The following is a 12,817-nucleotide window of genomic DNA, read 5'->3' as shown; positions in this document are numbered from 1 at the left end:
CCGCACCCTCGCGGGCCTTCCCGGCCCCGCCGGGCCTTGTACCGCGTTTCCCGTGTTCCCCGCGTTCCCAGGAGGCACGCCATGAGCGACGCGATGAGCGGCACCGCACAGATCGGCGTCACCGGACTCGCCGTCATGGGCCGCAACCTGGCCCGCAACCTCGCCCGCCACGGCCACACCGTCGCCGTGCACAACCGCACGGGCGCCCGGACGAAGGCGCTGGTGGAGGAGTTCGGCAAGGAGGGCGACTTCGTGCCCGCCGGGACGCCGCGGGAGTTCGTCGCCGCGCTGGAGCGGCCGCGCCGCCTGGTCGTGATGGTCAAGGCGGGCGAGGCGACCGACGCCGTCGTCGGGGAGTTCGCGCCGCTGCTGGAGCCGGGCGACATCGTCGTCGACGGCGGCAACGCCCACTTCTCCGACACCCGCCGCCGCGAGGAGGCGCTGCGCGAGCGCGGCGTCCACTTCGTCGGCGCGGGCGTCTCCGGCGGCGAGGAGGGCGCCCTGCACGGGCCGAGCATCATGCCCGGCGGCTCGGACGAGGCGTACGCCGCGCTCGGCCCACTGCTGGAGGACATCGCCGCGAAGGCTCACGACGGCGCGCCCTGTACCGCGCACATCGGGCCCGACGGCGCCGGGCACTTCGTGAAGATGGTGCACAACGGCATCGAGTACGCCGACATGCAGCTCATCGCCGAGGCGTACGACATGCTGCGCGCCGTCGCCGGGTACGCCCCGGCCCGGGCCGCCGAGGTCTTCCGCACCTGGAACACCGGGCGTCTGGACTCCTACCTCGTCGGGATCACCGCCGAGGTGCTGGCCCACACCGACGCGGCCACCGGGCGGCCCTTCGTCGACGCCGTCGCCGACGCCGCCGAGCAGAAGGGCACCGGCCGCTGGACGGTGCAGACCGCCCTGGACCTGGGCGTGCCGGTCTCCGGCATCGCCGAGGCGGTCTTCGCCCGCTCCCTGTCCGGGCACACCGGTCTGCGCGAGGCCGCCACCGGCCTGCCGGGCCCGCACCGGCCCCCGCTCGGCGAGCGGGACGCCGCGCACTTCGCCGACCAGGTCGAACAGGCCCTGTACGCCTCGAAGATCACCTCCTACGCCCAGGGCTGGAACATGATGCGGGCGGCGAGCGAGGAGTACGGCTGGAACATCGACCTGGGGACCGTGGCCGCCGTCTGGCGCGGCGGCTGCATCATCCGGGCCGCCTTCCTGGACCGGGTGCGGGCCGCGTACGACGCGGACCCGGCACTGCCCACGCTGCTGGCCGACGCGGAGTTCGCCGGGGAGACCGGCGCCGCGCAGGAGGCGTGGCGGGCGGTGGTGGCCACCGCCGTCCGGTACGGCGTCCCCGTGCCGGGCCTGTCGGCGGCGCTGGCCTCGTACGACGCCCTGCGAGCCGACCGGCTGCCAGCCGCTCTCACCCAGGCGCAGCGCGACTACTTCGGCGCCCACGCCTACCGGCGCACCGACCGGCCCGGCGTCTACCACACCCTGTGGGGCCAGGACCGCTCCGAGGTCCGCACCGACGGCTGACCCCGGCGGCCGGGCGGTCAGAGGGCCCGACGGCCCGCCGCAGGCATTGGTATGGACATGACCCCCAGATCCCTTCTACGCTCTCCCGGACCAGACCTGAGAGCGCTCTCATGTCTCCGCTGTCCGACCCCACCTCGACCTCACCAGGTAGAGCCGACAGAAGGAGAACAACCGTCATGCGACGCAGGATCGGTGTGCGCGCGGGCCTGTCCGCGCTGCTCGCGCTGGGCGCCCTGACAGCCACGGAGAGCGGGCTCGCCTCCGCCTCACCCGCCTCCCCCGCCCCGGCCGAACCCCGCGCCGGCGCACCCGCGCAGGGACTGGTGGACGCCATGGAGCGCGACCTCAAGCTGACCGAGCGTCAGGCCCGGAAGCGGCTGCGGCAGGAGGCGGCGGCCATGGAGGCGGCCCCCGGAGCCGAGCGGGCCGCGGGCGCCGACTTCGCCGGCTCCTGGTTCGACGCCCGCTCCGGCGAGCTGGTCGTCGGCGTGACCGCCCCCGGCAGAGCCGACGCCGTACGGGCCGCCGGCGCCGAGGCACGGGTGGTCGAGCACAGCGCGAAGGAACTGGACGCCGCCAAGGAGCGGATCGACGCCCGGGCGGAGCGGAAGGCGGCCCCGGATGCGGTGAGCGGCTGGCATGTCGACCCCCGCGCCAACACCGTGGTGGTCGACCTCGTGAAGGGGGCCGAACGCGACGCCGCGGTGCGGGACTTCCTGGCCGACGCGCGGAAGGCCGGTCCGGTGACGGTGCGCGAGACCGCCGGCGGGGCGCCGCGCACCCTCGCCGCCGGCGTCGTCGGCGGCGACCCGTACTACACCGGCAACGCCCGCTGCTCCATCGGCTTCTCCGTGCACGGCGGCTTCGTCACCGCCGGGCACTGCGGGTCGGCCGGGGCCTCGGTGCGCGGCTGGGACGGCTCCCAGATGGGCACCTTCCAGGGGTCTTCCTTCCCGGGCAACGACTACGCCTTCGTGCGGACCGGCCACGGCTGGTGGACCGTTCCGGTGGTACTGGGCTGGGGGACGGTGCCCGACGTCCTGGTGCGCGGTTCGGCCGAGGCCCCGGTCGGCGCCTCGATCTGCCGCTCCGGCTCCACGACCCGCTGGCACTGCGGCCAGGTGCTGGCGAAGAACGAGACGGTCAACTACAGCCAGGGCGCCGTCCACCAGATGACCAAGACCAGCGTCTGCGCCGAGCCCGGCGACTCCGGCGGCTCGTTCGTCAGCGGCGACCAGGCCCAGGGCGTCACATCGGGCGGCTGGGGCAACTGCTCCGGCGGCGGCGAGACGTGGTTCCAGCCGGTCAACGAGATCCTGTCGGTGTACGGCCTGACGCTGCACACCGCCTGACAACCCCATACCCCCTGTGCACCGCGCCCGGGAGTGCGCGGAGTGGAGGCCGCCCGGCCGGACGCCGGGCGGCCTCCGGCCGTCCTCCCGCCCGCCGGGGGCGGATCTGTGTTACGTTGGACCCGTTGCAGTTTTGGTACCCATGAACTTTGTGCGCGCCTGACGGTTTGTGACCTTCAGGCGCCTTTGTTTTTCCGGCTCTTCCGGCGGGGTCTCATTGCGGCGACACGGAGATCCGCACAGTGCGGATCTCCTGCTCTGCCCCTATCTGGAGGAGAAAAAGTATGGCTACTGGCACCGTGAAGTGGTTCAACGCGGAAAAGGGTTTCGGTTTCATCCAGCAGGACGGCGGCGGCGCCGACGTCTTCGCGCACTACTCGAACATCGCCACCCAGGGCTTCCGCGAGCTCCACGAGGGCCAGAAGGTCACCTTCGACGTCACTCAGGGCCAGAAGGGCCCGCAGGCGGAGAACATCCTCCCCGCCTGATCTCGCCGCGTTCGGCGAACGCGACGCGCAGCACCATGAAAGCCGGGGCCCGCACCACAGGGTGCGGGCCCCGGCTCGTGCCGCGTTCCGGCCCGCGGCCGCACCGCCACTTCGCCGCACCGCCGTGCGCCCCCAGCCGTACGCTCCTCTCCGGCCCGCCCGGCCGGCTCTCTCCGCGCAGCAGCGCGATCCGCTCTTTCACCGGCTCGTTCCCGCGACTCTCCGCCCGTTCAAGCGCCGCGGAGCCTCCCCGGCACGCGCCGCTCCGAGGAAGGTCCCACCCCGCGTGAACCAGAATTCCGGAACCCGTTCCGCCCGCCCGGCCCGCCGCCGTCCCTCCCGCTCCCAGGCCGGCGCGCGGATTCCCGCCCAGAAGACGGCCCCCGGCCGCAGGAGCGCCCCGCGCCGGGACGAGCCCATGGCGCCGGCCGGCACCCCCGGGCTGCCCCCGGCCGCCTCGTTCGCCGAGCTGGACATGCCCGCCTCGCTGCTGGAGGCCCTGGGGCGCGAGGGCGTCACCGCCCCGTTCCCGATCCAGGCGGCCACCCTGCCCGACTCGCTCGGCGGCCGCGACGTCCTGGGCCGCGGGCAGACCGGTTCGGGCAAGACCCTCGCCTTCGGGCTGGCCCTGCTCGCCCGCACCGCCGGACACCGCGCCGAGCCGCGCAGCCCGCTGGCCCTGGTGCTCGTGCCCACCCGGGAGCTGGCCCAGCAGGTCACCGACGCCCTCACCCCGTACGCGAAGGCCGTACGGCTGCGGACGGCCACGGTCGTGGGCGGTCTGTCCATCGGCCGCCAGGCCGCCGCGCTCAGGAACGGCGCCGAGGTGGTCGTCGCCACCCCCGGGCGGCTGAGGGACCTGGTCGAGCGCGGCGACTGCCGGCTGGACCAGGTGCGCACCACCGTGCTGGACGAGGCCGACCAGATGGCCGACATGGGCTTCCTGCCTCAGGTCACCGCTCTGCTGGACCAGGTGCGCCCGGACGGCCAGCGGATGCTGTTCTCCGCCACCCTGGACCGCGACGTGGACCGGCTGGTGCGGCGCTTCCTGTCCGACCCGGTGGTCCACTCCGTGGACCCCCCGGCGGGCGCCGTCACCACGATGGAGCACCACATCCTGCGGGTGAGCACCGACGACAAGAACGCCGTCGCCACGCGCATCGCCGCCCGCGACGGGCGCGTGATCATGTTCGTGCACACCAAGCGCGCCGTGGACCGGCTGGTCAAAAGGCTGCTGGCCAGCGGCGTGCGGGCCGGCGCGCTGCACGGGGGCAAGTCGCAGAACCAGCGCAACCGCACACTGGAGCAGTTCAAGGACGGGCAGGCCACGGTCCTGGTGGCGACCAACGTCGCCGCCCGCGGCATCCACGTCGACAACCTCGATCTGGTCGTCAACGTGGACCCGCCCGCCGACCACAAGGACTACCTGCACCGCGGCGGCCGTACCGCACGGGCCGGCGAGTCCGGCAGCGTCGTGACCCTGGTCACCCCCGAGCAGCGCCGCGAGGTCGACCGGATGGTGGCCGCCGCCGGTGTGTCGCCCCGGGTCACCCCGGTGCGCTCCACCGGTGAGGAACTCGTCCGGATCACCGGGGCGAAGGAGCCCTCCGGCGTCCCCGTGGTCCTCGCCGCGCCGCCCGCCGAGCGGCCCCAGCGGGCCCAGCGGCCCCGGGGTGGTTCTTCCGGCAGGAGCGGCGCAACCGGCCGGGGCGGCGCCTCCCGCGGGCGCCGGGGGCGCCCGGCGCGGGGGCGGCGTGCGCCGGGTGCGGCGAGCAGCGCCTCCTCCTGACCCGCTCCCGGTCGCCGGGGCACCCGGTGGGACCCGTACAGCCCCGTGCAGGAGGATCCGATGGCGAAGACCAGCAACCCGATCGAGCTGCAGAAGGCCCTGGGCGGCGTGGACTACCCCGCCGACCGCGAGTCCCTGGTGCGGAACGCCGAGGAGAAGGGCACCGAGAAGGAGGTCGTCGAGGAGCTCTCGTCGCTGAAGAAGGACCGTTTCGACGGGCCGGACGATGTGAGCAAGGCGGTCTTCGGCAAGGGCTGAGCCCCGCCCGTACGGCATCCCTGGGGGCGCGACCGCCGAGCGGTCGCGCCCCCAGGGCGTGTGCGGTGCCGCCTGCGGGGCGGCCGGGCAGTGGTACGGCCGGCTCCGCGGCTAGCTCCGCCCGCCCTCGCCCTTCTCGCCGGTGAGGTCCTCGCGGTCCATACCGGCCTCGTTCATGGCGTCCTCGAGCTGCCGTCCGACGTTCCCGCGGTCCTTGTTCGCCTCCTCGGCCCGGCGGGCGGACTCCTGGCCCTGCTCGTCGAAGACGACCTGATCGGTCTTCTCGGTCTTCGGCCGGTTCTCCTCGGGGGTGGTCATGACGGCCTCCTCGGCTCCGTGGCGTGCGCGGTCGTCCGCGACCGCCGTCGTTCTCCTGTGCAGGAGGACGCCGTACCCGTTCAGGGGCTCCGCATGCGCGCCCGCTTCCCCCCGTCCGCTCCCCCGTCCGCCGTCTCCGCGCCGGCTCGTACCCGCCGGTGTCCGCGGTGGTTCAGGTGGTGGTTCAGGCGGTGGCCGCGCGGCCGTCGTGCTTGAAGACCTGGCGGTCGTGCCACTTCACGAAGACGGGGTCGACCGTCGGCCGTCCGGGGCGGGGCCTGGCCAGCGGGGCGCCGTCGAGCGCCTCGACGGCGCGGCCCGCCGGGCCGCGGGCGGTGTAGCGGGGGGAGACGCGGATACGCAGGTCCGAGGTGAGACCGAGCGCCCCCAGGTCGAACAGCGCGTGGTGCAGGGCGCACAGCGCCAGGCCGTTGGACGGCTCGTCCGGGCCGTCCTGGCTGTGCCAGCGCACATGGGCGGCCTCCAGCCCGGCCGGGTGGCGGCCCAGCGCCCCGTCGTAGCCGCACATCGCGCAGGCACGGGCGTACGCGTGCAGCACCTGCCGGGTGAACTCCGGTCGGCGCGGGCGGCGCCTTCGCGCCCCGAGGGTGAGGGCGGTCTCCTCCACGGCCGTCAGATCCAGCCCGGCGTCGGCGCGGATGGCGGGTCCGAGGGCCGGGGTGAAGTGGAGGTCCAGCAGGAGCCGGGCGGCGGAGGCCAGGGTGCCGGGGTCGGCCAGGAGTCGCTCGACGGTCGCGTGCAGCCGTCCGGTCGCGCCCCGGGCGCGTAGCCAGGAGCCGCGCTCGTGGGCCGAGGCGGGTATGGGGCGGCCGTCGGCGTCCCGCGGATCCCACAGGGTGCGTTCCAGGTGCACGAAGGGCATCGCGACGCGGTCGGTGGACCGGGCCGGAGGGCCGTAGTCGTCGATCATGCGGCCGACCGGCTCCTCGGCCTCGTCGTAGGCCACCGCCGTGCTGCCGGTGGCCGCGAAGCGGCCCAGCAGCCACAGCAGCAGGAGCGGTTTGTGCGGTGCGCGCCGTCCTGCGACGGTCGCCCGCCTCAATCCCGCCAGCGCGGACAGCAGTTCGTCCTCCGTCGCCACGTGCCTCGTCACGGCGGCCACGGTGCCATGTCCGGGCCGGGCCGCGCCGGGGAACACGTGGACGGGCCCGGCCGCTCGTCAGTCCTTTCCGGTGGAGGAGCCGCCGCGGGAGGTCCACGGGACGGTCGGCTGGAGCACGGCCTCGGTCAGCGCGCGGGTGCGCAGGGCGGTGACCTCCTGGTACTCGGGGTCGGCGACCATACGGCAGAACGCCTCCCGGCTGGGGTAGCGCACGAGCAGCACCGCGTCCCACTCCTGTCCGTCCTCGGCGACCAGGGCCGTGGCGCCGTCGCCGGCGTAGAGCACCTCGGCGCCGTAGCGCTCCAGGAAGCGGTCCGCCAGGTGCCGCGCGTACTGCCCGTACGAGGTCCGGCCGTCCGGGGCGAAGCGCAGCAGATTGAGCATGACGACCGGGCCGCCGGGGTCCTCGGCCAGCATGCGCTTGAGGTCGGCTCCCGTGGGGTCGATGGCCATGGGGATCTCCTTGCCGCCGTGTCGGCGCGTCGGTGTGCGGGTGTGCCGGTGTGCGGGTGTGCGGGTGTGTCGGTGCACTGCCGGCGGGGTCGGCAGGAGCTTAGACGCCCCGCCGCCCGCTGCATACCGTCTGGTCGGTCCGCCTTGGGGTCATGCGGTTCACCGGTACGGGCGAGCCTGTGGCGGACTCCGGAGGGTAGGCCCTTGTGCGCACTGAGGCGGACGGGTTCCCGTCCCCGCCCCCACCCCTCCCCACCCCTCGGCGGCAGGAGATCCCCTTGTCCTCCACACTGTCCCCCAGACCGTCTCCCGGGCCGTCCTTCGGCCCGTCCCCCCGTACGACCCGGCGCGGTTTCCTGGGCCTGACCGGCGCCGCGGCGGCGGCCGCGGCCGGTGCGGCGGCGCTTCCGCCCCTGGGCGCCTTCGGCGCCGGCGCCGCGGCCGGCGAGTACCGGCTCCCGGCGGTCACCCACCCCTACCACCCGGCCGCCCTCTACCCCGGGGACGCCGACGACGACGCCCCCGGCGAGCCACTCAACGCCGGTGTGGAGTGCTGCCGGGAGGGGGTGGACGCCTGATGCCCGTCTTCGTCCCCCGCTCGGAATGGGGCGCCCGCGCCCCCACCAACCGGCCCTCCGGCATCACGCCGGGGGACGGCGGCACCACCGTCCACCACGTCGGCGGCACGCCCGTCGCCCGCTCCGACCACGACGAGTGCGCCGGCCAGGTGCGCGGCATCCAGAGCCACCACATGGACGGCAACGGCTGGGCCGACATCGCCTACACCTATCTGGTGTGCGTCCACGGCCGCGTCTACGAAGGGCGCGGGCCGTGGGTGCGGACCGCCGCCAACGGCACCGACTCCGGCAACCGGGACTGGTACGCGGTGTGCGCGCTCACCGGCGGCTCCTCCTCCGACTACGACCCCGTCACCGAGGAGCTCCTGGACGCCCTGCGCTGGTCGATCGCCAATCTGCGCGACATCGGCGGCGCGGGCCGCGGGATCAACCGGCACGGCGACCATCTGCCGACGTCCTGCCCGGGCCTGCTCTCCTCCTATGTGCGCGACGGCTCGCTGGAGCCCGCCTCCGGCCCTCCCGCCTGGCCCGGCGTCCACCTCAGCCATCCGCCGGCCACCGAGCACCCCGCCGTGGGGCTGTGGCAGCGGCGGATGCGCGAGCGCGGCTGGTCCCCCGGCACGGGCGGGCGGTACGACGCGCGGTCCAAGGAGGTGTGCGAGCGCTTCCAGGCACGGCACGGCCTGACGGTCGACGGCGTCGTCGGCCCGGAGACCTGGAAGGCGTGCTTCGGCTGACGCCCCGCCGGCCGCGGCCCTCTCCGGACACCGGCGCGCTCCGGGCCCCCGGCGGGGCCGGGTGGCCCGTTCGGCCCTGGGCCGGGGGCAGGCATCCGCGGAAGGGTTGCGGGCAGCGTGTTCCAGGGGGCGCGGAATCCGCGCCCCCGGCCGGCCCCGCACGGCCGGCCGGGCACGTACACGCGCACGCGCACGCGCGCCGGGGTACGGCGCGGGACGAGGGAGGAAACGGTGGAGCGGACGGCACAGGGCACGGCCGGGAGGGCGAAGGAGGCGGTGGACGTCGTCGCCTACGGGGTCGTCGCCGACGAACGGCCCCTGCTGGAGAAGGCGTTCGACGGGCGGCACCGTCTGCGCTGCCTGGACCTGGTCCTGGACCGGGACACCGCCGCGACGGCCGCCGGATGCGCGGTGGTGTGCAGCAGCGTCAACGACGTGCTGGACGAGGAGGTGCTGACCACCCTCGCCGACGGAGGCACCAGGCTGGTCACCCAGCGCGCCACCGGCTACAACAACATCGACCTGGAGGCCGCCCGGAAGCTGGGCCTGTCGGTGGCGCGCGTGTCGCACTACTCCCCGCACTCGGTGGCCGAGTTCGCCTGGGCCCTGGCCCTGGCGGTCAACCGGCGGGTGCCCCGCGCGGTGACCCGCACCCGCGACTTCGACTTCCGGCTCAACGGCCTGATGGGACGCGACTTCCACGGGCGCACCGCCGGGATCCTGGGCACCGGGAAGATCGGCGCGGCCTTCGCCCGTATCGCCGCGGGCTTCGGCATGCGCCTGCTCGGCTCCGACGTCGCGGAGAACCCCGAGTGCCTGGCCCTGGGCATGGAGTACGTCGACCGCGACCGGCTGTTCACCGAGTCCGACCTGATCAGCCTCCACCTGCCGCTGCTGCCCGACACCTACCACGTGGTCGACGGCGACGCCCTGCGCAGGATGAAGGACGACGCGATTCTGATCAACACCAGCCGGGGCGGCCTGATGGACGCCCACGCCCTGGTGGAGACCCTGCGCGAGGGCCGTCTGGACGGGGTGGGGCTGGACGTGTACGAGGAGGAGGCCGGGGTCTTCTTCTTCGACCGTTCGCTGGACGTGGTGACCGACGACACCCTCGCCCGGCTGATGACCTTCCGCAACGTCCTGGTCAGCTCCCACCAGGCGTACTTCACCCACGACGCGGTGGAGCAGATCGTCCGGGCCACCGCCGCCAACGTCGAGGACCACCTGGCCGGACGCACGGGCGAGAACGTCCTCGTTCCCCCGCCCGCCACCTCCGCCCCGAGCTGACCGGCCCGGGCCGCGTACGGCCGTCGCCCCGGGCGGGGGCGACGGCCGTACGCGCGTGAGGCCTCAGGCCTCAGGCCCCCGGCGGCCCGCCGGCCGCGGGGAGGCCGCCGGCGCCGGGAAAGCCGGCCGCCTCTCCCCCGGCTCCCTTGGCGCCGTGCGTGAAGCGGCTCTCGAACCGGGCCGCGGCGAAGCCGGCCGCGCCGACGGCCGCGACGGCCGCCAGGGCGGACGGGCCCAGGGGTTCGGTGCGGAGCACCTCCTCCAGGAAGGGCACCGTGACGGTGGCCGCGCCCAGCGCCACGGCGGCCAGCACCGCCGCCGGCAGGAAGGGGTTCTCCCGCGTCAGCAGCCGTTCCCGCAGCCCCAGCACGATGCCGAGCTGGGCCGCCAGCAGGGCCAGGAACAGTGCGGTCTGCCACGGCCGGCCGGTCTCCCGCGCCCACAGCGCCGCCGCCAGGCAGACGGCGGTCACCAGCGCGGCCAGCCGCAGGATCCGCACCCACAGCCCGTCTCCGAGCACATGCCGGCCGGAGGGGTGCGGCGGGCGGCGCATGGCGTTCGCGGAGACCGGTTCGGCTCCCATGGCCACGCCCGTCAGACCGTGGGTGAGCAGGTTGATCCACAGGATCTGGCCCGCCCGCAGCGGCACCGTCAGACCGAGGAAGGGGCCGATCAGCATCACCAGGATCTCCGCCGCTCCCCCGGCCATGCCGTAGAGCAGGAAGCGGCGGATGTTGTCGTAGACCCGTCGGCCCTCCTCCACCGCCGCGACCACCGTGCGCAGTTCGTCGTCGGCGAGCACCAGGTCGGCGGCCTGCCGGGCGACCTCGGTGCCCCGCCGCCCCATCGCCACCCCGATGTCGGCCTGCCGCAGCGCCGGGCCGTCGTTGACTCCGTCGCCGGTCATGGCGGTGACCGCGCCGCGCGCCCGCCAGGCCTGGACGATGTCCACCTTCTGCTGCGGGTCGGTGCGGGCGAACACCCGCACGGTGGACGGGTCGGCGACCTGCCCGGCGGCCAGCGCGCGGCCGGTGACCACCTCGGGCGGCTCGGTGGGCGCGGTCCCGTCGGTTCCGGTCGGGCCCGGGCCCCGGTCGAGGATGCCGAGCCGGGCAGCGACCGCGCGGGCGGTGGCCGGATGGTCACCGGTGATCACCACCGGGGTGATGCCCGCCCCGCGGCAGGCGGCGACGGTGGCCCCGGCCGCCTCCTTGGGCGGATCGCTCAGCGCCGCCAGCCCCAGCAGCCGCAGCCCGCGCCCGGCCTCCTCCCAGCGGCCCGGCCCCCGGCGGCCGGGTTCCCCGTCGAGCGGGCCGGACGCCACGGCCAGAACGCGGTAGCCCTCCGCCGACAGCGCGGCGGCCTCGCGGTGGGCGCGCTCCAGCCGCAGGGGCGTCTCGTCCAGGAGCGAGCCGTTCAGAACCGTCTCGGGGGCGCCCTTGAGGCACACCAGGTGCCCGCCGGAGGGCTCCCGGTGGACTGTGGTCATGTGCTTGCGCAGGCTGTCGAAGGGCACCTCGCCGATCCGGGGGTGCTCGCGCAGCATCTCGGCGCGGTCCAGGCCGGCCTTGGCGGCCGCGGCCAGCAGCGCCGCCTCGGTGGGATCGCCGAGCGCACTCCAGCGCTCCTCGCCGTCGTGCGGGGGGTGTAGCGCGGCGTCGTTGCACAGCGCGGCGGCGGTCAGCAGGGCCCGTACGGCCTGTGCCGTCGCGGGGGCGGGCGGCCCGGGCGCGCGCTCGCCGCCGCTGCCACTGCCACTGCCACTGCCGTCGGACAGCAGCTCGCCGGCCGGTTCGTACCCGCCGCCGGTGAGGCGGACGGTGCCCCGGGGCGTCCATACCCGCTCCACGACCATCCGCCCCTCGGTGAGGGTGCCGGTCTTGTCGGTGGCCAGCACGGTGACCGAGCCGAGGGTCTCCACCGCGGGCAGCCGCCGCACCAGCGCGTTGCGGGCGGCCATCCGCCGGGCGCCGAGGGCCAGGGCGAGGGTGACGACGGCGGGCAGCGACTCGGGGACGGCGGCCACGGCCAGGCTGATCGCGGTGACGGCCATCGTCTCCAGCGACTGGCCGCGGGCCAGGCCCAGCAGCAGCACCAGCAGGCACAGGGCCACCGTGACCGCCGCGAGCACCCGGCCCAGGCCGGCCAGGCGGCGCTGGAGCGGGGTGGGGCCGCGGCGCGGACGCAGCAGGGCGGCGATGCGGCCCAGCGCGCTGTCCGCTCCGGTGGCGGTGACGGTCGCCACCGCCCGGCCGCGTACGACGACGGTACCCGCCCGCAGAGCGCCGGCCTCCGGTTCGCCGGCCCGGACGTCCTTGTCCACGGGCACTGCCTCGCCGGTCAGCGCGGACTCGTCCACCGCCAGCACCCAGGAGCGCAGCAGCCGCGCGTCCGCCGGGACGATGTCGCCCTCGCCGAGCAGGAGTACGTCGCCGGGCACCACCTCGGCCGAGGGCACCTCCCGTTCGGCGCCGCCGCGCACCACCCGGGCCACGGGCGCGGACATGGCGGTCAGCGCCGCGATCGCGTTGTCGGCACGCACCTCCTGGGCCACACCGACACCCGTGTTGACGACGATCACCAGGGCGATGACGGCCGTGTCGCCGTGGTCCCCGGTCAGCAGCGTCAGCGCCACCGCGCCGAGCAGGACCAGGATCAGCGGGTCGCGCAGCTGTGCGGCCACCCGCGCCCGCAGCGGCGTGCCCGGGGGCTGTCCCACCTCGTTGCGGCCGCGCTCCGCCAGCCGCCGGGCGGCCTCCTCCTCGGTGAGGCCGTCCGGGCGCGCGGCGGGAGGGGCGGGCGGGTCCTGCATGGTCTGCTCCGGTTCGTCACGGTGGATGCTCGGCGGCGCGTGCGGATCCCGCGCGGTCCGGCCCGGATCAGCGGTCCGGC

General features: G+C 75.3%; 12 protein-coding genes. 8 read left to right on the top strand and 4 right to left on the bottom strand.

Annotation, left to right across the window (positions count from 1 at the left end):
• Positions 1 to 93: 93 nt before the first annotated feature.
• From gndA to BM237_RS10720, 5 genes are all read left to right on the top strand, one after another.
• Positions 94 to 1,539 carry an NADP-dependent phosphogluconate dehydrogenase gene (gndA, locus tag BM237_RS10740; protein ID WP_093849500.1) on the top strand — a complete coding sequence of 482 codons (1,446 nt, stop codon included), beginning with the start codon at positions 94 to 96 and terminating at the stop codon, positions 1,537 to 1,539.
• A 176-nt stretch (positions 1,540 to 1,715) separates the two neighbouring features.
• Positions 1,716 to 2,891 carry a S1 family peptidase gene (locus BM237_RS10735; RefSeq protein ID WP_093849344.1) on the top strand — a complete coding sequence of 392 codons (1,176 nt, stop codon included), beginning with the start codon at positions 1,716 to 1,718 and terminating at the stop codon, positions 2,889 to 2,891.
• Positions 2,892 to 3,175: 284 nt separating this feature from the next.
• Positions 3,176 to 3,379, top strand: a complete 204-nt coding sequence (locus BM237_RS10730; RefSeq protein ID WP_093656524.1) for a cold-shock protein — start codon at positions 3,176 to 3,178, stop codon at positions 3,377 to 3,379.
• Positions 3,380 to 3,665: 286 nt separating this feature from the next.
• A complete protein-coding gene (locus tag BM237_RS10725) occupies positions 3,666 to 5,168 on the top strand; it encodes a DEAD/DEAH box helicase (RefSeq protein WP_425443677.1) in 1,503 nt (500 codons plus the stop codon).
• A 60-nt stretch (positions 5,169 to 5,228) separates the two neighbouring features.
• Positions 5,229 to 5,426: a DUF2795 domain-containing protein gene (locus BM237_RS10720; RefSeq protein WP_093849343.1), complete on the top strand. Its 198-nt coding sequence runs from the start codon at positions 5,229 to 5,231 to the stop codon at positions 5,424 to 5,426.
• A 111-nt stretch (positions 5,427 to 5,537) separates the two neighbouring features.
• Here BM237_RS10720 and BM237_RS10715 read toward each other — a convergent pair whose 3' ends face one another.
• From BM237_RS10715 to BM237_RS10705, 3 genes are all read right to left on the bottom strand, one after another.
• On the bottom strand, positions 5,538 to 5,744 hold the full coding sequence (locus tag BM237_RS10715) for a hypothetical protein (protein ID WP_093849342.1): 207 nt from the start codon (positions 5,742 to 5,744) through the stop codon (positions 5,538 to 5,540).
• A 184-nt stretch (positions 5,745 to 5,928) separates the two neighbouring features.
• Positions 5,929 to 6,846 carry a phosphorothioated DNA-binding restriction endonuclease gene (locus tag BM237_RS10710; RefSeq protein WP_093849498.1) on the bottom strand — a complete coding sequence of 306 codons (918 nt, stop codon included), beginning with the start codon at positions 6,844 to 6,846 and terminating at the stop codon, positions 5,929 to 5,931.
• 78 nt (positions 6,847 to 6,924) lie between these two features.
• Positions 6,925 to 7,320, bottom strand: a complete 396-nt coding sequence (locus BM237_RS10705; protein ID WP_093849341.1) for a DUF1330 domain-containing protein — start codon at positions 7,318 to 7,320, stop codon at positions 6,925 to 6,927.
• Between the two features lie 278 nt (positions 7,321 to 7,598).
• Between BM237_RS10705 and BM237_RS10700 the strand changes: the two genes are divergently transcribed.
• The 3 genes from BM237_RS10700 (at position 7,599) to BM237_RS10690 (ending at position 9,925) form a co-directional block, all read left to right on the top strand.
• A complete protein-coding gene (locus BM237_RS10700) occupies positions 7,599 to 7,898 on the top strand; it encodes a hypothetical protein (protein WP_093849340.1) in 300 nt (99 codons plus the stop codon).
• Complete coding sequence (locus tag BM237_RS10695) at positions 7,898 to 8,635, top strand: peptidoglycan-binding domain-containing protein (RefSeq protein ID WP_093849339.1); 738 nt, start codon at positions 7,898 to 7,900, stop codon at positions 8,633 to 8,635. Before BM237_RS10700 ends, BM237_RS10695 begins: the two co-directional genes overlap by 1 nt.
• A gap of 276 nt (positions 8,636 to 8,911) precedes the next feature.
• On the top strand, positions 8,912 to 9,925 hold the full coding sequence (locus tag BM237_RS10690; protein WP_093849497.1) for a 2-hydroxyacid dehydrogenase: 1,014 nt from the start codon (positions 8,912 to 8,914) through the stop codon (positions 9,923 to 9,925).
• Positions 9,926 to 9,995: 70 nt separating this feature from the next.
• Here BM237_RS10690 and BM237_RS10685 read toward each other — a convergent pair whose 3' ends face one another.
• Positions 9,996 to 12,737 carry a cation-translocating P-type ATPase gene (locus tag BM237_RS10685; protein WP_093849338.1) on the bottom strand — a complete coding sequence of 914 codons (2,742 nt, stop codon included), beginning with the start codon at positions 12,735 to 12,737 and terminating at the stop codon, positions 9,996 to 9,998.
• Positions 12,738 to 12,817 lie beyond the last annotated feature (80 nt).

The organism is Streptomyces mangrovi (genome assembly GCF_900114215.1).
Classification (GTDB): Bacteria; Actinomycetota; Actinomycetes; order Streptomycetales; family Streptomycetaceae; genus Streptomyces; species Streptomyces barkulensis.
This window is presented reverse-complemented; position numbering and strand designations above follow the sequence as displayed.

What these genes read in the sequence shown, in the direction of transcription:
- BM237_RS10695 (WP_093849339.1), top strand. Translation starts at nt 7,898, where the DNA reads ATGCCCGTCTTCGTCCCCCGCTCGGAATGGGGCGCCCGCGCCCCCACC.
- BM237_RS10685 (WP_093849338.1), bottom strand. Translation starts at nt 12,737, where the DNA reads ATGCAGGACCCGCCCGCCCCTCCCGCCGCGCGCCCGGACGGCCTCACC.
- BM237_RS10705 (WP_093849341.1), bottom strand. Translation starts at nt 7,320, where the DNA reads ATGGCCATCGACCCCACGGGAGCCGACCTCAAGCGCATGCTGGCCGAG.
- BM237_RS10730 (WP_093656524.1), top strand. Translation starts at nt 3,176, where the DNA reads ATGGCTACTGGCACCGTGAAGTGGTTCAACGCGGAAAAGGGTTTCGGT.
- BM237_RS10735 (WP_093849344.1), top strand. Translation starts at nt 1,716, where the DNA reads ATGCGACGCAGGATCGGTGTGCGCGCGGGCCTGTCCGCGCTGCTCGCG.
- BM237_RS10720 (WP_093849343.1), top strand. Translation starts at nt 5,229, where the DNA reads ATGGCGAAGACCAGCAACCCGATCGAGCTGCAGAAGGCCCTGGGCGGC.
- BM237_RS10715 (WP_093849342.1), bottom strand. Translation starts at nt 5,744, where the DNA reads ATGACCACCCCCGAGGAGAACCGGCCGAAGACCGAGAAGACCGATCAG.
- gndA (WP_093849500.1), top strand. Translation starts at nt 94, where the DNA reads ATGAGCGGCACCGCACAGATCGGCGTCACCGGACTCGCCGTCATGGGC.